This is a genomic window from Cytobacillus sp. (genome assembly GCF_032154635.1).
Lineage (GTDB): Bacteria > Bacillota > Bacilli > Bacillales > Cytobacillaceae > Cytobacillus.
In genome coordinates this window covers 16,170-36,324 of sequence record NZ_JALDXW010000021.1, presented here as the reverse complement: position 1 = coordinate 36,324, position 20,155 = coordinate 16,170, and the positions used below count along the sequence as shown (strand labels likewise).

The 20,155-nt window shown below is 35.9% G+C and carries 21 protein-coding genes; 6 read left to right on the top strand and 15 right to left on the bottom strand.

Annotated elements, in window-relative coordinates:
- The first annotated feature begins 33 nt into the window (after window positions 1–33).
- Window positions 34–501, top strand: coding sequence for a YkyB family protein (locus RUH74_RS15145; protein WP_313801408.1), 468 nt, complete (start codon window positions 34–36; stop codon window positions 499–501).
- 69 nt (window positions 502–570) lie between these two features.
- On the opposite strand, the gene RUH74_RS15140 is transcribed toward RUH74_RS15145, so the two are convergent.
- From RUH74_RS15140 to RUH74_RS15090, 11 genes are all read right to left on the bottom strand, one after another.
- Window positions 571–1,476, bottom strand: coding sequence for a chemotaxis protein (locus RUH74_RS15140; protein WP_313801406.1), 906 nt, complete (start codon window positions 1,474–1,476; stop codon window positions 571–573).
- Window positions 1,477–1,700: 224 nt separating this feature from the next.
- On the bottom strand, window positions 1,701–2,228 hold the full coding sequence (locus RUH74_RS15135; protein WP_396230057.1) for an RDD family protein: 528 nt from the start codon (window positions 2,226–2,228) through the stop codon (window positions 1,701–1,703).
- A 226-nt stretch (window positions 2,229–2,454) separates the two neighbouring features.
- Window positions 2,455–2,634, bottom strand: coding sequence for a hypothetical protein (locus RUH74_RS15130; RefSeq protein WP_313801404.1), 180 nt, complete (start codon window positions 2,632–2,634; stop codon window positions 2,455–2,457).
- A gap of 60 nt (window positions 2,635–2,694) precedes the next feature.
- On the bottom strand, window positions 2,695–3,573 hold the full coding sequence (locus RUH74_RS15125) for an NAD(P)-dependent oxidoreductase (RefSeq protein WP_313801402.1): 879 nt from the start codon (window positions 3,571–3,573) through the stop codon (window positions 2,695–2,697).
- A gap of 309 nt (window positions 3,574–3,882) precedes the next feature.
- Window positions 3,883–4,347 carry a hypothetical protein gene (locus RUH74_RS15120; RefSeq protein WP_313801400.1) on the bottom strand — a complete coding sequence of 155 codons (465 nt, stop codon included), beginning with the start codon at window positions 4,345–4,347 and terminating at the stop codon, window positions 3,883–3,885.
- Between the two features lie 182 nt (window positions 4,348–4,529).
- A complete protein-coding gene (gene ptsP / locus RUH74_RS15115; RefSeq protein ID WP_313801398.1) occupies window positions 4,530–6,242 on the bottom strand; it encodes a phosphoenolpyruvate--protein phosphotransferase in 1,713 nt (570 codons plus the stop codon).
- Complete coding sequence (locus tag RUH74_RS15110) at window positions 6,242–6,508, bottom strand: phosphocarrier protein HPr (protein WP_313801396.1); 267 nt, start codon at window positions 6,506–6,508, stop codon at window positions 6,242–6,244. Before RUH74_RS15110 ends, ptsP begins: the two co-directional genes overlap by 1 nt.
- 127 nt (window positions 6,509–6,635) lie before the next feature.
- Window positions 6,636–7,841 (bottom strand): hypothetical protein, encoded by a 1,206-nt coding sequence (locus tag RUH74_RS15105; protein WP_313801394.1) that lies wholly within the window; start codon window positions 7,839–7,841, stop codon window positions 6,636–6,638.
- Between the two features lie 17 nt (window positions 7,842–7,858).
- Window positions 7,859–9,055 carry a DUF58 domain-containing protein gene (locus RUH74_RS15100; RefSeq protein ID WP_313801392.1) on the bottom strand — a complete coding sequence of 399 codons (1,197 nt, stop codon included), beginning with the start codon at window positions 9,053–9,055 and terminating at the stop codon, window positions 7,859–7,861.
- 2 nt (window positions 9,056–9,057) lie between these two features.
- Entirely contained in the window at window positions 9,058–9,993 is a 936-nt protein-coding gene (locus RUH74_RS15095; RefSeq protein WP_313801390.1) for an AAA family ATPase, read from the bottom strand.
- 233 nt (window positions 9,994–10,226) lie between these two features.
- On the bottom strand, window positions 10,227–10,421 hold the full coding sequence (locus RUH74_RS15090; protein ID WP_313801388.1) for a hypothetical protein: 195 nt from the start codon (window positions 10,419–10,421) through the stop codon (window positions 10,227–10,229).
- A 221-nt stretch (window positions 10,422–10,642) separates the two neighbouring features.
- On the opposite strand from RUH74_RS15090, the gene RUH74_RS15085 reads away from it, so the two are divergent.
- Window positions 10,643–10,831 carry a YkvS family protein gene (locus RUH74_RS15085; RefSeq protein WP_313801386.1) on the top strand — a complete coding sequence of 63 codons (189 nt, stop codon included), beginning with the start codon at window positions 10,643–10,645 and terminating at the stop codon, window positions 10,829–10,831.
- 81 nt (window positions 10,832–10,912) lie between these two features.
- Here the strand turns inward: RUH74_RS15085 and RUH74_RS15080 are convergent, their stop codons facing one another.
- Complete coding sequence (locus tag RUH74_RS15080) at window positions 10,913–11,020, bottom strand: DUF6254 family protein (protein ID WP_313801492.1); 108 nt, start codon at window positions 11,018–11,020, stop codon at window positions 10,913–10,915.
- 174 nt (window positions 11,021–11,194) lie between these two features.
- Here RUH74_RS15080 and RUH74_RS15075 point away from each other — a divergent pair, with 174 nt between their 5' ends.
- Together RUH74_RS15075 and RUH74_RS15070 are read left to right on the top strand one after the other, a co-directional pair.
- Window positions 11,195–11,806 carry a CPBP family intramembrane glutamic endopeptidase gene (locus RUH74_RS15075; RefSeq protein ID WP_313801384.1) on the top strand — a complete coding sequence of 204 codons (612 nt, stop codon included), beginning with the start codon at window positions 11,195–11,197 and terminating at the stop codon, window positions 11,804–11,806.
- 142 nt (window positions 11,807–11,948) lie between these two features.
- Window positions 11,949–12,641, top strand: coding sequence for a hypothetical protein (locus tag RUH74_RS15070; RefSeq protein WP_313801382.1), 693 nt, complete (start codon window positions 11,949–11,951; stop codon window positions 12,639–12,641).
- Window positions 12,642–12,661: 20 nt separating this feature from the next.
- Here the strand turns inward: RUH74_RS15070 and RUH74_RS15065 are convergent, their stop codons facing one another.
- Complete coding sequence (locus RUH74_RS15065; RefSeq protein ID WP_313801380.1) at window positions 12,662–13,711, bottom strand: YkvI family membrane protein; 1,050 nt, start codon at window positions 13,709–13,711, stop codon at window positions 12,662–12,664.
- Between the two features lie 212 nt (window positions 13,712–13,923).
- Here RUH74_RS15065 and RUH74_RS15060 point away from each other — a divergent pair, with 212 nt between their 5' ends.
- Window positions 13,924–16,080 carry an ATP-dependent Clp protease ATP-binding subunit gene (locus RUH74_RS15060; protein ID WP_313801378.1) on the top strand — a complete coding sequence of 719 codons (2,157 nt, stop codon included), beginning with the start codon at window positions 13,924–13,926 and terminating at the stop codon, window positions 16,078–16,080.
- A gap of 64 nt (window positions 16,081–16,144) precedes the next feature.
- Here RUH74_RS15060 and RUH74_RS15055 read toward each other — a convergent pair whose 3' ends face one another.
- Window positions 16,145–17,839, bottom strand: a complete 1,695-nt coding sequence (locus tag RUH74_RS15055) for a M3 family oligoendopeptidase (protein ID WP_313801376.1) — start codon at window positions 17,837–17,839, stop codon at window positions 16,145–16,147.
- 136 nt (window positions 17,840–17,975) lie between these two features.
- The gene (locus RUH74_RS15050) at window positions 17,976–18,419 is read right to left on the bottom strand and encodes a MarR family winged helix-turn-helix transcriptional regulator (protein WP_313801374.1); all 444 of its coding nucleotides are present in this window, start codon (window positions 18,417–18,419) and stop codon (window positions 17,976–17,978) included.
- Window positions 18,420–18,597: 178 nt separating this feature from the next.
- Here RUH74_RS15050 and RUH74_RS15045 point away from each other — a divergent pair, with 178 nt between their 5' ends.
- Window positions 18,598–20,100 carry an ATP-binding protein gene (locus RUH74_RS15045; RefSeq protein ID WP_313801372.1) on the top strand — a complete coding sequence of 501 codons (1,503 nt, stop codon included), beginning with the start codon at window positions 18,598–18,600 and terminating at the stop codon, window positions 20,098–20,100.
- Window positions 20,101–20,155 lie beyond the last annotated feature (55 nt).

The window sequence follows — 20,155 nt, the reverse complement described above, 5'->3', positions numbered from 1 at the left end:
ACCCCTGTAAGTTTTTGAAAGGAGCTATTCATATTGAAACCCGACAAGAATGATCATCCCCATCTGCATCCAACGGTAGAAAACCTCTCTCAAGCAATCTTCACCGTTAATCGCCATGCAAAAACGGCACCTAACCCGAAATTTTTGTACAAACTTAAGCAAGAGGCATTATTAAAACTTATAAGAGAAGGAAAAGCCAAAAAGATCGGCCTCCATTTTTCTAGTAACCCTAAATATAGCCAACAGCAATCTGATGTCCTAGTTGAATGCGGGAAATATTCATTTCATTTACCCCCTACAAAGGTGGACTTTGAACTATTGCCACATTTAGGAAAGTTAAATGAATTTGTAAGAAACCCGAGGTCCACTTTATCCTTAACCCAAGGAAAAAAACTATTAATGACCTACACCGGACTAAAGGAAAATAACGATTTCCATAATAATAATAAACGCCAATATGAAAAACCTGTCTTCAAAAAACTTGGAGAAAGCTATTTCTAAATCAATTAAATGGCAATAAAAAATGCTAGGATAAGCGATAATACTTTCCTAGCATTTTTTTTGCCATTTTTAAAGGGCCATTTGATCAATTAATAATACTAATTCTGCAATTTCTGGTTTGCTGACCTGTGCATCTGCACCAACCATTTGACCTTTATGACGAAGATCATCTGTAATTAAGGATGAGAAAATAATGACTGGGATCTTTGATAAAGAAGAATTTTCCTTTATTCTCTTTGTCAAATGGTGACCGTCCATTTGCGGCATCTCAATATCTGTAATTATTAACTGTACTTCTTCGACAATATTTTTTCCAGATTGCACGAGACTTTCTAAATAATTTAGGGCATCATGGCCATTCTCAAAAAACTCAATGTATTGAAATCCAGCTTCCATTAATGTATCGTGCAATAATTTTCGCAGCAATGGAGAATCCTCAGCGATAACTAGTCGTTTATTTGATCTATCTCGTTTTCCTAGCTTTTTTACTTGCTGAACATTAATGCCTGTTTCCGGATTTATTTCTACAACAATTTTTTCAAAATCAAGGAGAAGGATCATTTCTCCGTTTAGCTTAATGACACCGATAATTTGACTATCAGGTCCTTGATACATTTCAGACGGCTTTTCAATTTGTCCCCATGAAATACGATGAATTTGCGTTACACTATGTACATGAAAAACAATTTTCTGCTTATTGAACTCAGCAACAATAAATTTATCCTGCTCCGGGCTTTCCGATGGAGGGAAGCCTAATGCGTTGGCTACATCGACTACTGGAAGTACCTCTCCCCGCAGTTCAATAATTCCCTCAACATTTTTATGAGCATGTGGTACTTGAATAATTGAAACAGGATTTATTATTTCCTTTACCTTAATTACATTTATTCCAAACTTATTTTTCCCAATACCAAATTCTACAATCTCTAATTCATTTGTACCACTTTCTAATAATATTCCTTTTTTAGGATCCACTTCTATTTCGCCCTTCCTGTATATATATGGTTAGTTATACCTATTACTATATCACGAAAAATTATTATTGATAAAGCGAAACTTCAATCGGTTGGGGTTTTTCTTGATCCCTCACTGATTTGTTAGTTGAACAGATCAGGCAAATCTAGCGTTTTTCTAGAAAACGAAAAACTGCACTGTAATATACAGCGCAGCTTTTTCAAATGTAGGAATCTAGCAAAAAATTATCTTTTTATAACGATCGTACTTGCAATTAAATCGTGAAGAGACTGTTTCTTTTCTGTAAATGCAGCAATAATAAACCCTACACAAAATATCCCAGATAAGAAGGAAAGGGCTAAATATCGGCCAAGCGATCTCCAAAAGGATATGCGTTTTCCATGTAGATCAGTTACTTGTAAGCCAAGAAGCTTTTTCCCAATAGTCGCTTGCCATTTAGATGCTTGTAACCCAGCAAAATAAGCAATTGCTACAATCCAACAAAGAAAGATCGTAACGATAGTCGCACCTAAATAAGATCCTAAGAATAATAATGCCTGTTCATCCGATATGTCTTGGTTGATATATGCTGGATCTGCATACAAATCAAATGCACCAGTTGGAAGAATAAATAGCATATAAATAATGACCGAAATAATTCCAAGAGGAACTCCAACAATGATTGCATCAATTAAATATGCAGCAAACCGAATCCAAAATCCTCCGTACTCCTTTCTTTCCTCATATGGCTGTTTCTCTAACATTGTTTCCACTGCATAACCTCCAAAAACAAATATAAAATAAGCTGATAAAGTATGTAATAGGAATGAACCATTTTACTATCTTTATAGCTCCTTTTATTATACTCAACATTTCCAATTTATTAACACTACTATTATACCATTTTATTAGGAGTGTTAAGTTTTACCATATATACTTTTTCCTATATTCATAGTAAAAATAAGGTAATAAAAGTGGTGAGTCATTTGCTCACCACTTTTACTGTCCTTTATATTTTCCATTATTTTTTGACGCCTTTTCTTTCTTTGCTTTCTCTTTATGAATTTTATTTGCTGCAGCACTTCCAAATTCATGTGAGAATTCTGCGTCAAGTACCGCTGAATCAAAGCCTTTTTTATTTTTTTGCTTCGGATCATCTTTGTTCGATTTTTTTGCCATCCAATTACCCCCTTTTTAACAATCAATTATATTATTGTTAATAAGGGGTATGAATATTCATTACCGATCCCAATATTTATACAGTGCCTGTGTTCCGCTATTTTCCTCCCCCAATTCAGCAAGCTCTTTATACATCTTTTTTGCTAGAGCAAGTCCTGGGGTGACCATCCCCATTGCATCAGCTTCCTGTAAGGCAATATTTATATCTTTAATAAAATGTTTAATATAAAAGCCTGGAGCAAAATTCCCAGCAATCATTCTGGGGGCTAGATTTGATAAAGACCAGCTCCCTGCAGCGCCTGTTGAGATACTCTTAAGAACAGTTTCAGGGTCCAGTCCTGCTTTTTCTGCATATTTGATAGCCTCGCAAACACCGATCATGTTTGAAGCAATCGCAATTTGATTACACATTTTTGTATGTTGGCCGGAACCTGCCTTGCCCTGATATATAATATTTGTTCCTAAGTGTTTAAATAGTTGTTCCATTGCCAAAAAGGCCTCTTCATCTCCACCAACCATAATCGAGAGCCTAGCTTCTTTTGCACCAATATCCCCGCCTGAAACTGGTGCATCTAATGCGAATATCCCTTTCTTATTCGCTTCAGAATAGATTTTACTCGCTAGTGTTGGTGTAGATGTCGTCATATCAATAACATATGTATTTTCCCTTCCATTTGGGATAATTCCATTCTCCCCTAAGTACACTTCCTCCACATCAGCAGGATATCCAACAATTGTAATAATAACATTAGCTTTTTCTGCTACCTCTTTTGGAGATTTAGCCCACTTTGCCCCTTTAGCAATCAAATCGTTTGCTTTTTCTTTTGTCCGTGAATAAACGACTAATGGATAGCCCGCATCTAGCAAGTGTCCTGCCATACTCTTTCCTATTACTCCTGTGCCGATGAAACCAATGATTGTATCTTTAATTTGTAACATTAAGATCCCCCTCTTAAACGTTAAACTAATTTTTTGTCATATCTGAACTTTCTCTTCAATTCTAGCACTGTTTTACAATTTTATAAATCTAACCATATGATCGATTAAAAAAACATTCATAAGCATCTGTTCACAACTTAGCCTGTAAATGTCGGTCACCTTCATTTCCCTGATAGGTTTTAATTTGTATGTAAATGTTTGTTAACGCCTATTTATTTTTTACACAGAAAAAAAGACTAGGCAAGCTGCCTAGCCTTTCTCCATATTTCATGCGCTTTTTTAGTATTACCCTATGTATTGAATTAAACACTATAACTGTGAAGAAAAATTTGTCAAGTATGCCTTCGCAAAGACTTCTTCATCATTAAATACTTCCACTGAAACTGCATCTTTATTGATTATCATCTCTTCAATTTCATAAACATGCAAATCTTTTATTAAAGGAATAGGGTTCATAAAGATAAAATTATTTTTATTATCAACTTCGATGTATTCACCCTTTAAATTTTCACTTGCTCCATACACAATTTCATTCATACCTAATGCTGAAGCAAGTCTGTCATTATGGATAGATACCTTTACTTTGTAAACTTCTTTTCCGCTTAAAATTTTCTCATTAATCTTAAAGCGAAATTGCAGTTCATTATTTTTAGTCAAAAAAGCTTCTGCGTGACTGTTCACTATAGAATCCTGATTGCCCAGCGAACAGCCTGTAATCGTAAGCGAAAATGAGATGAAAATCATTTGAAGATAGCGAACCGCTTTTTTGCTCATGAATTCTCCTCCTTTTTCCTACCTTTTCCTTTTCAGGAGATAGATAAACCTAATAATTACAAAAAAAACTGACTATTTTGAGTCAGTTTAAAGGGGGGAAATTGTTAGAGCAGCTTACATGTTGAACATAAGTGCTTATATAAGCAATACCCGATTATTCTAATCGTTAAACTAAAATTAAATTAATTTTTCATTTCTTTCACAGCATGTAAAACCTCTTCAGCCGTTCTCATTTTTAAAGCTTCTGCTGCTAGCTCCTCCATTTCTTTTTTATTCAACGTCCGTATTTGCGACCTGGCCTTTAATATGGAAGTTGCACTCATTGAAAACTCGTCCAGTCCTAGACCCAACAATAATGGGATAGCCATTTCATCACCAGCCATCTCCCCGCACATACCAGCCCATTTTCCTTCTTGATGAGCTGCATCAATAACCATTTTAATTAAGCGCAGCAGTGACGGGTTATACGGTTGATATAAATAGGAGACTCTTTCATTCATCCGGTCAGCGGCCATTGTATATTGAATTAAATCATTCGTCCCAATACTAAAGAAGTCAACTTCTCTTGCAAATTGGTCGGCTAAAACAGCTGTTGATGGAATTTCAACCATAATGCCAACCTCAATATGCTCCCCAACTTTCTCTCCATCATGGACTAACTTTCGCTTCTCTTCTTCTAAAATAGATTTTGCTTTGCGAAATTCGTCAATAGTTGCAATCATTGGGAACATAATTTTCAACTGGCCATAAGAACTTGCTCTTAGCAATGCTCGCAATTGGGTACGAAAGATATCCTGCTGCTCCAAACATAAGCGAATTGCACGAAAACCTAAAAACGGATTCAGTTCTTCTGGAAGACTTAAATAAGGTAGTTTCTTGTCTCCGCCAATATCGAGTGTTCGCACAATGACCGGTTTTCCCGACATACCTTCTAACACCTTCTTATAAGATTCAAACTGCTCTTCTTCTGTTGGTAGCTGGCTTCTGCCCATATATAAAAATTCAGTTCGATATAGCCCGACTGCTTCCCCGCCATTATTGATTACACCATCAAGGTCATTAGGTGTTCCAATATTAGCTGCAAGCTCAACAAAGAATTGATCAGCCGTGAACGTTTTTTCATTTACAAGCTTTGCCCATTCTAATTTCTGAACCTCATGTTTTCTTGATTCTTCTTCATATTCGGCAACCGCTTCAGGTGTTGGATTAATATGAACAAGCCCTCTAGCCCCATCCACAATAATCAAGTCTCCATTTTGAATGACTTTAGTAGACTCCTTTGTACCGACTACAGCAGGAATTTCTAAAGAACGGGCCATAATAGCAGAGTGAGATGTTCTTCCGCCAATATCGGTTGCGAATCCTTTGACAAATTGTCTATTTAACTGTGCTGTATCGGAAGGGGTTAGATCTTCGGCAATGATGATAACCTCCTCTGCGATCAAACTAGGATTCGTCATTTGTACACCGAGTAGATGAGAAAGCACCCTCTTTGTTACATCCCGAATGTCTGCCGCACGTTCTTTCATGTATTCATTTTCCATTTGTTCAAACATCATTACAAACATTTTTGCTGTTTCTTTTAATGCATACTCAGCATTTACTTGTTCCTTTTTTATTTTTTCTTCAATCGGCTGGATAAGTTCTGGATCACTCAAAACAAGTAAATGTGCATCAAAAATTGCCGCTTTATCTGCACCTAGTTTTTTTCGTGCATTATCGCGAATAACTTCCAATTCACTTTTAGAAGCTGAAAGTGCTAACTGAAAGCGTGTAATTTCCTCCGAAAAATCTTTAATTGTTTTTTTCTCAAAAGACAGATCAGGTTCGACTAATCGATAGGCCTTAGCGATGGCTATCCCGCTTGAGGCTGCAATTCCATTCAAGAAGCTCATTATTCAGCCAAACCTTCTTTTTTCAATGTATCTTCTAAGCTGGCAATCGCCTCCTGCTCATCACTGCCATCAGCAGAAATTTTGATTTCTCCACCTTGACTGATACCGAGAGACATGACACCCATTATTGATTTTAAGTTTACCGTTTTCCCTTTATATTCCAATTGTATATCCGCATTAAACTTACTTGCTGTCTGAACTAATAATGTTGCTGGTCGAGCGTGAATACCAGTGTCTGCTGTTACAGTAAATTGTTTTTCAACCATTTTCGATCAAACTCCTTTTCTTCTTTATGAATACAATATTTTTCACAATTATTCCATACATCTCGCATTATTTTTTCCAATGTCTGTTATTTCATGTATAAAAAAGATCTTCGAACGTATAAACGTTTTATACATGTTTATTGATTTTTTTCATTGTTTTTAACTGTTGTTTCGTTTTGTCAATTTCCTCCTTAAAATAGGTTTCTTCAATCCTGGTAAGATGATTTTCACCATACCTGACCTTTTCATAAATTGTAATGATGTCACTAGAATGGTTAATCCCCATTCGAAGCAACCATTCAGGTAAGGATTCAAACGGCCACCTTCCTAAACCCATTTTTTTTGCAAAGCGTTCGAAAGCATAAATTTCTTTGCGAATCGGATTTTTGGGTGGTGTTGTCTTTGTTCTTCGAAAAAATGCTGTACTATCATTTAAAATGGATCTTTCAGTGCTAAAGCCAGGGACATTCATTTTCTGTTCTTCGCCAATATCTTTTCTTTTTCGTTTATAGATATAGAGGAAGAAGAATAGTAAGGTAGCAATAATAATAATCGTTGCTATAATGGTAGGATCTAGAAATACATTCTGTTCAAGCTCCATTAGCTCCTTTTGTGCCACAGAAGATTCATCTGAATCCTGACTACTAGTAAGCTTTTCAATCTGTTCGGACCAATCCTGTGACTCTGCCCAGTTAAAGAAAGGCTTTGTAATAAAAGCAATTATATTAACCCCTATGTGAAGAAATGAAAAAAACAGTCCTCTTATCGCATTCATCCCTATTGTAAGTAGGCTTCCTACAATACCTATGAATAAAAGAATGGATAAAAAGGGAAGAATAAATTGCTTTTTATTTTTTATTTCGATATCTAAGCTAAGCCAGCGTCTTATAAAACCGCCAATTATTATAAATAACACTTGAGCAATCATCAAGACACTTATTGTTGTCATATTTGCAGGGGATGAAATTCCTGAAAAGAAAATAACAAAAATACCAAGAAGGATAGTAAATAATATCCATTTCCCTTCATTTTGTTTATCTTGCTCATTTACATGAGATATTGTTCGCCAAAAAACAAAAAAGCTAACAAGCAGACTGAATAGGACAGGGAAATTCAATCCATATCCTCCAATAATGATAATCGGGAACAATAGGACAAAAAATAACATCTTTCCCTTTTCCTTAAATCTTTGCAGTAAAAATAGAAATAATAGGCAGCTAATAAGCAGGACAATAAAATAAGATAAGAGGGGCACTTTCATTCCCTGCAGCGAATAGAACGGGAAGATGACAAGAGCACCAAAAATGATTTCAATTACAAGTAAAAACATCACATTCCAAAAACTCCTTATCATGTCGCTATCACTTCTTTCATTGGGGCTTGTCTTAACTTAAGCATCGCTTCACCATCATGCAAGTAAAGCTCTAATAGCGATGCTCCTCTCTTGTGAATTAAGTTAAATAACACATCCGAACGGGGTGTACTTTTGCCACCATGAATAAAATAAGGCTGTTCAGTCAAATGACGATAATAATAGGATAGCATTTTATCATAAGGAAGAATGGAGGAATGCTGATCTACAATAGCCAAAGCTTCAAGTACTTTTTGTAGCTGTTCTTTTCCAGTGCCAGCTGGAATATAGTAAAATGGGATTGCCCCTGCAATCCGAATGTTAATACATAAGGAAAATGGGATGTTTTGCTTCGTTGAAAAATATGCCAATTCCGCAGCACTGCTTAATAGTTGCTCTAGCTTACTCGTAATAGCATGACCATCTGCAATATTAAGCGACAAATTCCAGCCAGCCTCAGCTACTGGATCATAAATTTTGGTCTGCAAGGTTTGCATTCTTGCACTAGCTTTCCAATTAATTCTGTTGAAACCATCAGTATAAACATACTCTCTTGTACCTGCAGGTGATAAGTAATCTTCATATAAAGAATGAGGGACATAGGATTCTCCCGGTCGATTTGAGAGAAATGTACTCATATTTTTAACCGTGACAGGCAATGGGTAAACTAGTGCCTCTTGCATCATTAAGCTCTTATACTCCAATACAGTTTCTCCCAAACCAAAAAAATGAGGAATATGCCATTCGAGTCGTCTAATCTTCGCGACTCCTCTTTTTTTAGTGGTAAAAGGAATCTTCAAAGTATTACTCTCATTATAATTTAGTGAAAAGGGGACATTCACCTCAAACTGACTGGGCCTCTTCTCTCCAAAGCCATCCATTGGTGTGACATTATCATCGAAATATACTCGTAAATTGCCCTTCATTATTGGGAGTCCTTTATTCACAAAGGTTAATACCCACTCTCCTTTTTCTTCCGGAAAAAATTTATTTCTTTCTATAATATTTTCGAAATGAAGATGTTTACCTATATGCCTTAAATAAAATGAATTAGCCATGATTAGAATTAATATTGTAACGGCTGTTAAAAAAACTAGCCAAGACTGAAAATAGAAGCTAGCAAAAAATAAAAATATCGCCAATATCCCTGTAAGTGATAAATAATTATCTTCTACTGAATATTTCTTCCATTCCATTCTTATGCCCCTGCTTCAACTGGAACTGGAATCGATTCAATCACATCTTGAAGAACTTTTTCAGCCGTTTTTGTTAGAGACGCTTCCGTTGTTAAAAATATTCTATGACTTAATACGTAAGGAATCATCTCTTTAATATCATTAGGAATGACATAGGTCCTCCCCTTTAAAAATGCATGTCCTTGGGATGCCTTCATTAATGCTAATGTTCCACGTGGACTGATTCCTAATTCAATGGAAGGATGTTCTCTCGTCTTTCTTACGATTTGCAGCAAATAGGTTTCAACCTCATCAGTAAATCTAATAGTATTTACTAGGCTCCTTAATTTTTCAATGTCAGCATTCGTTAATACTGAAGCAACATGCTTTTCATCTCTTTCATCTCTTGATAGTTGAATCATCTCCCTTTCTTCCTCGAAGGTTGGATATCCCATCGTCAGCTTCATAAAGAAACGATCCATTTGAGCGATTGGTAGCGGAAATGTCCCTTGCTGTGATTCAACCGGGTTTTGCGTCGCTATAACCATAAATGGATCAGAAACAGGGATTGTATGTCCATCAATCGTCACTTGCTTTTCCTCCATCACTTCAAGCAAGCTCGACTGTGTTCTTGGAGTTGCTCGGTTAATTTCATCTGCAAGTACAATATTGGCAATAATCGGACCAGGTTTAAATTCAAATTCTTGTTTCTTAGGATTGAAAAATTGAATTCCAGTTACATCACTTGGCAATACATCTGGTGTAAATTGAATCCTTGAAAATATTCCATTAATTGTGTACGCAAATGTTTTAGCAAGCATTGTTTTCCCGGTTCCTGGGACACTTTCCATTAAAATGTGACCATTAAATAATAAGGAGATAAAAAAAAGTTCAACCTCTTTTTCTTTTCCTATCATTACCTTCCTAATTTCGGTTTGAAGATTTTTTAATTCTATCATTTTGGCCTCCTAGCAGGATTATTTTTCCACTATTATTAATATATAGTATTTTAGTCTATTTTGAAAATTAAAAATACAATTAATTATATAGGAAATGCAAAAGAAGAAAACATGGATCTGATTTTGACGTTTTCTCCCTTTACCTTTTAAATTTCAACTTTTGTATAATAAAATTTTTATTACAAAAAGACACTTGGAACATCGTCCAAATGTCTTATACATTGAATATCGTATTAACTTCGCGGTGTTTCTAAATACGTATAGAGGACATCCCCTCCCCTTTTAGCAACTCCTCTAAAGTTTTTAAAATCTTCTCGTTTAACAAGTACATTACGAACAGAAAGAAAATCTTCCTTTGAAACAAAATACTCTGTTAGTTCACCATTCTTTAATTTATCCAATACTTCTTGTATGTGTTCTTCCTTCATCTCCATGCACCTTCACATTTATATTTATTCTTATTTTATCGTACTTTCATTTTACGTGTAACCCCCACATTCTTGAAAAATATTACATACTTGAAGAAAAAACCTTGTCTAGATTATGAAAAATAGTCCAAAAAAACACATTATTCTTTACGAAAGGACAAAATTAGTGCAAACTGTTAGTAATCATTTTATTGAATGAATGTAGAAAAGGAGAGAGGCATTTGAAGAAAGCTGAAGTTGGCAACATAATTGAATTTCGTGAAGGTCTACAAGGAATTGTCGAAAAGGTAAACGAAAATTCTGTTATTGTCGATTTATCCTATATGGATAATTACCGCGATCTTGAACTGGAACAAAGAACGGTCGTTAATCATAAAAACTATAAAGTTATCAAAGAAGCTCCTTTGTGATTTTTTGTAAACGCATACAAATATTAAATAAAAAGCAGCGTATGGCTGCTTTTTATTTTTAATAACATAGTTTGCATATTTTTATTTTTCTCGCGAAAGCTCTTTCAGCGATTTCACTTTCCCATGTGGGTTTTGATCCTGCTTTCTTACTGTCCAAGCACGCTCTTTTTCACGCTTATTTTTCGTCATCATCTCACCCCTTTCATTTTATAGGATGAACATTTTTCAACCATTTTAATTTTGGAAACTTCACAACTAACCTTTTTCCTTCCATTTCAACTTTTTTTTGTTAAAATAGGTATGTTATTAGAAAACAGTGTTTTTTTCTCGTATAAGAGAATGATTAGAAAGGGGTTTGTACGGTTGAAGAAACTTACAACCGATATTCGACTAGTAATCGGGGTACTATTAGCACATGTATTAATGTACTTTACTTTTCAAGACAAAGCTGTGTTTTGGTATATTTTCACAGCGTCACTATTGTTTTTAATAAGTTATTCTATATTAAATGAAGAAGTTGAGGATCAATTATCATTTTCTTCTTACATATTTTACGGTGCCTTATCTGGGTTATTTTTATTCGGTATATTTTGGGCAGGCAATAGCCTGATTGAGCTGTTTAATCTCCCTTTTTCTAAAGAAATATCCAAATTATATGGACGATACTCACCTACCATGCTTTGGCATTACATTGTTCTCATCTTAATTGCAGTTCCTGGAGAAGAAATTTTTTGGCGAGGTTTTGTACAAAAAAGAATATTAAATAACACAACGATCCCAATTGGCATTTTCTTATCCTCTATTCTTTATGCATCTGTTCATTTATACTCCACACACTGGATACTGGCATTCGCCGCTTTCATTGCCGGGATCTATTGGGGCTTTCTTTATTCATGGAAGAAGAGTATGCCACTCGTTATCGTTTCTCATTTACTATTTGATTTACTATTATTTCTCATTTTTCCGTTCTATTAGTACTTATTTAAGAAAATAGGTTGTTCAAAAAATGCAGGAATGTTAATGTATGAATCAAAGGGGACATGCCTTGTAACTTTATCGTTACATCTGAAGTCTACTCTTTTGAAAGAATGAATTGTCACAACGGGAGGTAAACAAAATGAAAATTATCGCAAAATGGTTTCTTATCACAAGTATACTCGGTGTTTTACTTACTGGATGCGGAACGAATGAGAACAATAACAATGGATCAAATGGAGATACTACCTCTGAAAAGGTTGAGCAGGTAGAGCAAAATGGAACAGATACAACAAATGAGGATGAAGCAGATAAAAATAAGGATAAGGATACTGAAATAGGTTCTGAAAATAATAAAGAGGACGAAGGTTCCAGAGATCCTGAACAAAAGCTTCAATATCAGATGAATGGCGAAACAAAAGAAGAAACTGCCTACTTAAAAGAAAGCGATAATCAGAATTATTCATTGTATGTGCTACCTCAATATGAATTAACTGCTGAGGAGCCTAATAAAGATAGCTTATATTTATCTGAAAATGGGGAAGTATTTATGCGAATTGAAATGCTGCCTACTGATATGCAATGGGAATCCATTGTTGAAAATGCTAAAGCGCAGCTAGCTGCAATCAATGAAGAAATTGAAACAATTGACGCACCAACTGAGGATTTCTTTAAAGATTCTCTTGCAATAGAAACGTCAAAGGATGCAGATATAGTAACAGCTTATGTAATTAAAAATGAGGGACAGCCAATTAAATTAACAATCTTCTCTAAAAATGATTCAGATGATAAAGATGCTTTCCTACAAATGGCCAAGACAATTGTCACTAAGTAAAAAGAAAAAGACCCGAAATATTACGGGTCTTTTTTTTCTTCAAAAGGCTTCATCCATAATAATACAATAAAAATAAGGCTTATATATCCGAAAAGAGGATACAAGTAAGAAAGCAAAGTCCCATAATTGATAAAACTAATAAAATAGCAAATCAGAAAAATAATCGTAACCGTAACAATACTCGGAACAGAAAAATACTTTCTCACCTGCCGCTCTACTCCAAACACATTTCCAATAACCGACGTAAATATTTCACCATAAATAATTAATGCATATACCCAGAAAAATGAAGAAGCAACTGTTCTCATAATGACCCCCATCGGAATATCGTAGCTTTCAAGATTCGGGAGCATTACTAATGTCAGGTGGCTTGAGATGAGGATAACCGTTAAAGCTGCACCCCCAAGGATGCCTCCCCACTTAATTGTCCGATCATCCTTTATTTCTGCTGCTACCGGAACTAAAACGGCTTGTGCCAATGTTAAATTAAGGGCTGCATAGGAAAAAGGAGCAACGACGGCTTTCCAGCCATCTTCAGCAAATGGAATAAATAATAGCCGTTCAGTAAAGTTAGGAAGCTTCATAGAAAGAATCATTAGAAAAAAACTAAAGGCAATCATCATTGGAACTACAAAAGTATTAACAGCAAATATGCCTTTAATCCCCACGACCATGACAACAATAGATAAGCCAATGGTTAAAAATATTCCCATATTCTTTGTAAATCCCAATTGCTCTTCAAATACTGCACCTGCTCCTGCCAGCATGACAGCACACACACCTAACAGCATCAAAAGCATGAGGATATTGATGATGGAACCAATTTGCCTTCCAAATAAATATTCATTCAATTCCTGATAGGATGTTGCTTGAATACGAGCTGCGATTCGCATTCCCTTCGAACCAAGAAAAACAAATATATAACCGCTCATTAATATTGAAACAAATCCAATAAATCCAAACCGAGAAAAAAACTCTACAATTTCTCGACCAGTTGCAAACCCAGCACCGACTACCGTCCCTACATAAACGGCAGCAATTTGACAGGCTGCACCCCAGTTTGTTTTCACTAATATCTCCTCCCTCCCAACCAATATATGAACATAGGGACAAACTAAGACGAGCTTTTTCTGTGTATATAAAGTAAATTATCCACCTGTGTTACTAAAATAAGCCCAATCATTTCCAATACAAAATACTTGAAAGTCAAAAAAGGTCAAAGTATAATGAATCCATAAAGTCAAATATAGTCAAAGTCAAAAAGTATAGGAGGGTTTTCAATATGCTTTGTCAAAAATGTCAGCAAAACGAAGCCAATATTAAATTTAGAGTGAATATGAACGGAAATGAAAGCAATCTAATCCTTTGCCAAAGCTGTTATCAGGAAGAAAAGAACAAGATCGGAGCCTCCTTTGGCCCTAATTTAAGTGGCTTTTCTAGCTTCAATCAAATGCCATTTGATCATTTCTTTCAACAAATGATGCCTTCTCAAGGATCTGCAGAAAATCAGCGTTCAAAGGAAAATAAAAAGAACCATTTGCGTTCTGGAGGATTTATTGATCACTTTGGACGTAACTTAACTCAGCTAGCGGGAGCAGGCTTAATTGATCCTGTCATCGGCCGTAATGAAGAAGTGGATCGTGTGATTGAAATATTAAATAGAAGAAATAAAAATAATCCAGTATTAATTGGAGAACCTGGTGTAGGTAAAACAGCAATTGCCGAAGGACTTGCGTTACTAATTTCAGAAGGAAAAGTCCCTAAAAAACTCTTGAACAAAGAAGTCTATTTGCTCGATGTGGCTTCTTTAGTTGCAAATACTGGCATTCGCGGTCAATTTGAAGAGAGAATGAAGCAATTAATTAGTGAGTTACAAGAAAGAAAGAATATCATTCTCTTTATTGATGAAATTCATTTACTAGTAGGCGCAGGCTCTGCTGAAGGATCAATGGATGCCGGAAATATTCTTAAGCCTGCTTTAGCAAGAGGAGAGCTTCAAGTTGTTGGAGCAACTACCTTAAAGGAATATCGTCAAATTGAGAAGGATGCAGCGCTTGAGCGCCGATTCCAGCCAGTTCACGTACAAGAGCCAACTGAAAATGAAGCCATAAATATTCTTAAAGGTCTCCAATCGAAATATGAAGATTATCATGAAGTATCATTTACTGATGAGGCCATCCGTGCCTGTGTCCAATTGTCAAGCCGCTATATTCAGGATCGGTTCCTTCCTGATAAAGCCATTGATCTTATGGATGAAGCAGGGTCTAAACTAAATTTAATTTCTGACACTGCATCGATCGATCAAATTGAAAAACGATTAAAAGAGATAAGTAAACAGAAAGAGATTGTCTTAAAAGAAGAAAAATATGAGGACGCAGCTAAACTTCGTGAAGAAGAAATAAAGCTCGAGAACGCCTTGAACAAAAAGGACCATTCCTCCCGTCCACTTGTTGAAGTCAAGCATATTCAAGAAATCATAGAAAAGAAAACTGGCATCCCTGTAGGCAAGTTAATGGAAGATGAGCAATTAAAAATGCAAAATCTTGGGGCAAACTTGTCACAAAAGGTAATAGGACAACAAGAAGCGGTTCAGAAAGTAACAAAAGCGATCCGCAGAAGCCGTGCCGGATTAAAAGCAAAAAATCGTCCGATTGGTTCCTTCCTGTTTGTTGGTCCAACTGGTGTCGGAAAAACTGAGCTAACAAAAACACTTGCAGAAGAGCTATTTGGATCAAAAGACGCCATGATTCGCCTCGATATGAGTGAGTATATGGAAAAGCATAGTGTTTCAAAAATTATTGGTTCGCCGCCAGGATATGTTGGACATGAAGAAGCTGGCCAATTGACAGAAAAGGTTCGCCGTAATCCTTATAGCATTATTTTGCTAGATGAAATTGAAAAGGCGCATTCAGATGTTCAGCATATGTTCCTGCAAATTCTTGAGGATGGACGATTGACCGATAGCCAAGGCAGAACAGTCAGCTTCAAAGATTCTGTCATTATTATGACAAGTAACGCAGGCGTTCAACACAAGGAAATCCATGTTGGATTTGCAATGAACAACGAAGTGATAAAAGAAGCAAGTATTCTAGACTCCTTAGGAAATTTCTTTAAACCAGAATTCTTAAACCGATTTGATAGCATTATCGAGTTTAAATCACTTGAAAAGGAACATTTACTGAAGATTGTCGAGCTGATGCTAAAAGATCTCCAAGGAACATTGAAAGAACAAAACATCCAGCTTTCGGTTACAGAAGATGTGAAGGAAAAGCTAGCCGAACTTGGTTATCACCCTGCCTTTGGAGCTCGCCCATTAAGAAGAGTGATTCAAGATCAATTAGAAGATAAATTAGCTGATTTTATTATCGATCATCATAGTGAACAACCGCTTCAAGCGGTTCTCGAGAATGATGAAATAATGATACAGATACTGCCATAAAAGGAAAAGGGGCTGACTCAAAAAGATTGCTTTTTAACAATCTTTTGAGCCAGCCTCTTCTTTTTTACAATTCTTTATCATTCACCGAGTTTAACCAGCTTTCAATAACCCCAACAACTGACTCGACACAGCCTTCTTCAAATGGAGAAATTAAGTTTGCTTCTTTTACAAGGCCAGTAAATGCCTTGCTGCCGCCTAAGCTGCATAGGTGGACATAATCTTTCCATGCCTCTTCCTGATTATCTCTTGAACGCTTCCAAAATTGGAAGGCACAAATTTGTGCAAGCGTATAATCGATATAATAGAATGGTGAATTATAAATATGTGCTTGGCGCTGCCAAAAGCCGCCATTTTCCAAATATTCATTGCCATCATAGTCTTTATGCGGCATATATTTCTTCTCAATTTCACGCCACGCAGACTTTCTTTCAGATGGTGTAGCTGTATGATTTTCATACACCCAATGCTGGAATTCATCAACTGCTACCCCATATGGTAGAAATAGCAATGCACTGCTTAAATGAGAAAACTTATACTTCTCTGTGTCTTCTTTAAAGAACCTCTCCATCCATGGCCATGTAAAAAATTCCATGCTCATTGAATGAATTTCACATGCTTCATACGTTGGCCAATTATATTCAGGGATTTCATAATGGCGGCTGGAATAGACTTGGAAAGCATGCCCCGCTTCGTGAGTTAGAACATCAATGTCTCCAGATGTCCCATTAAAGTTCGAAAAAATAAATGGCGCTTTGTAATTTTCTATATACGTACAATAGCCTCCGCCAGCTTTCCCCTTTTTCGCAACTAGATCCATTAATTGCTCTTCCCTCATATAGGAGAAAAATTCACCTGTCTCTTTGGAAAGCTCATCATACATGGTTTGCCCATTTTCAACAATCCACTCTGGACTTCCTTTTGGAACAGCATTCCCAGTCTTAAAGTTAAAGGCTTCATCATAATATTTCAGCTTGTCTACTCCGATACGCTCTCTTTGACGTTCTTTGAGCGACGTCGCCATTGGAACAATGAATTCTTTGACTTGATCACGGAATTTCGCCACCATGGCTGCATCATAATCCGTACGCATCATTCGTAAATAAGCTAGCTCAACGAAATTATCATACCCAAGTTTTTGAGCGATTTCGGTACGAACTTTTACTAGCTCATCGTAAATACGGTCAAGCTCATGCTCATTTTCTGCTAAAAAGCCGAATCTTGCCTCATTCGCTCTCTTTCTCACTTCACGGTCAGTAGATTCCGCAAATGGCTCCATTTGGGCAAGTGTACGTTCTTCCCCTTCAAAGTCGATTTTTGCTGAGGCAATTAATTTTGTATAATCAGATGAAAGTTTATTTTCCTTTTGTAGCAGCGGCACAATCTCTGGTGAGAATGCCTTCAATTGGGCTTCAGCTAAGGCAAATAATTGACTGCCCCACTTCTCCTCTAATTCTGAGCGAAATTTAGACTTAACCAGTTCTTCAGCATACCTAGTAACAAACCCTTCAATAACAGGCTGAATTTCATCCATATAATCCTGTTCTGCTTTATAAAACTCATCATTCGTATCTATTGAATGGCGAATATAACAGAGATTGGACATTGTCCCAACGTCATTTCTAATATCATTGATTTCCTTCATCGCTTGATTTTGTGCATCTGCTGAAGTCGCTTCAGAAAATTTCTTAATCGCTGTTTCAAATTGACTGCTGATCTCATCCATATTTGGACGAGTATATGTATAATTGGAAAAGCTCATTCGATTGCCCCCTTATTTACGCTAATTAAAAACCCACTTAAAGCATTTCGACAGCCGTTAATAATTTCCTGCTAACTGGCTAATAAATTAAAAAAATAAAACACGGCCATCGTTGCGCCGTGTTTCACACTGATCACTATTCAAAGCATGACTGTGATAAGCCCAGCTTTTTCAAAATCGTAATTGCCGATTCCTTCTCATCCTCTGAAAGTTTCGACATAAGCGTATCAATCTGCTTCGCATGGTCCGGAAATACATCCTCAATAAAGGACTTGCCCTTCTCTGTAATTTGGGCATAAGTAACTCGTCTATCTTTTGGGCAGGCAACTCTTTTTAATAATCCCTTTTGTTCAAGCTTATCAACTACATACGTAATACTTCCGCTTGCTAATAAAATTTTACCGCCAATTTGCTGTAGCGGCTGATCTCCCTTATGGTAAAGAAGCTCCATGACCGCAAATTCAGTGGGGTTAAGTCCATATGTTTGTATGAGCTTGTTAACATTTTCATTCACTGCACGATAGGCACGTGAAAGTACAATAAATAATTTTAATGACTGGTTCACTTGTTCTGAACTCATCTTTATCCAAATCCTTTGTATTTATAATGATGAATTAAATTATCTTGAATTCTAAATAAATTATAAAAAAATAAGAAGTATATGTCAATTTATAACCCTTTTTTTGATAAAATAAAACGAAAAATTTTTATTAATGATATACTATACTGGTATTAAACTACAAATATGGGGTCATTACATGAAAAGACATAATCATAATTTCTTTTTATACATTATTATTGTTATTGTTCCAATTCTTATTAGTCTACTATATTATTTTAACGAAGCAATTGATCAAGATAACAACGAACGAAAAAGGCAGGCTGGCTGGGTTGCATCCATTCATCAAAAAAGCTGGGATCAGTTTATTTCGGAAACCGTTACATCTTTGGATATACTCGCTTTAACTGCAGAAACTGTTGCAAAAACACCGGAAAAAATCGAGCCGCTTCTACTTAAGACACATTGGAAGGACCCACGATATGGAGGGATCTATTTACTTGATCCAAAGGGAACTGTTATTACCGGCTCTAACCCCTTTCTACAAAACGCAAATTTATCCGAAAATGAATACATCAAAGAAATTAACCGCACAAAGGACCTCATTATCTCTGATCATCAGGAAACACTAATAAACGGTCAAAAGGTTATCGGCATTGGAAAACCTGTTTTAGACAGAAGAGGCGATTTAGTGTACATTTTGATCGCACACTTGAGAATAGATTACGTTCAAAATATAATGAGAGTCTTGACTCCTGACACAAAGCTTTCTGTGACCAATCCAAATGGGGCCGTAATCATGGATATTAATATGAATGGGCCTGGTGATCTACCTAACAATCGTTCAATTTCAAAGTCAATAGATAGAGTCCCTTGGAATATTAAAGTTGAAATTCCGCCACGAAACATAAATGAATTAATGAAAAATGCCATTTTGGTTATTATTCAAATTATTTTTGGATTCCATATCCTATTTCTTTTCATCAAATATTTAATGCTTAAAAGGCAGACAGCAAAAGAGAAAAAGGAAAATGAACTTCAAAAGCTTGAACTTGTTGGAACATTAGCAGCAAGTACAGCACATGAAATTCGAAATCCGCTTACAGGAATTAAAGGCCTTGTTCAGCTTTTAAGTGAAAAATATACCAATGACCAAGACCAATACTACTTCTCTGTTATTAATGATGAAATTAACCGAATTAATGAAATTGTAAGCGAGTTCCTTATTTTAGGAAAACCTACTGCTCAAAAAACGGAAATTTTGGATCTGCGAAAAATCATTGTTGATATCGAACCATTAATCATTTCTGAAGCAAATTTAAATAATATTAAATATCATTCAATTATTCCAGATACACCGCTTTTGATTGACTGCACAAAAGATCAATTGAAGCAAGTTTTGCTTAACATAACTAAAAATGCTTTTGAATCGATGGAAGCTGGCGGATTGTTAACGATCAAGCTTATTGAGCTTCCGAACAAATGTCATATTAAAATAACCGACACTGGAATGGGGATTCCTGATGAAGCACTGGAGAAAATCTTTCAGCCATTCTACACGTCTAAGGAGTTTGGAACAGGGCTTGGCCTAGTCGTTTGCAAAAGGATTATCCAGTCATTTTGCGGAGAAATTCACCTGACAAGTAAAGAGAATAAGGGAACTCAGGTTGATATCTTTTTACCACTTAAAAAACAGGAATAAATATAGAAGAAGAGCCAATCCTTTTGGCTCTTCTCCTTATTTAATGGTCAGTAAT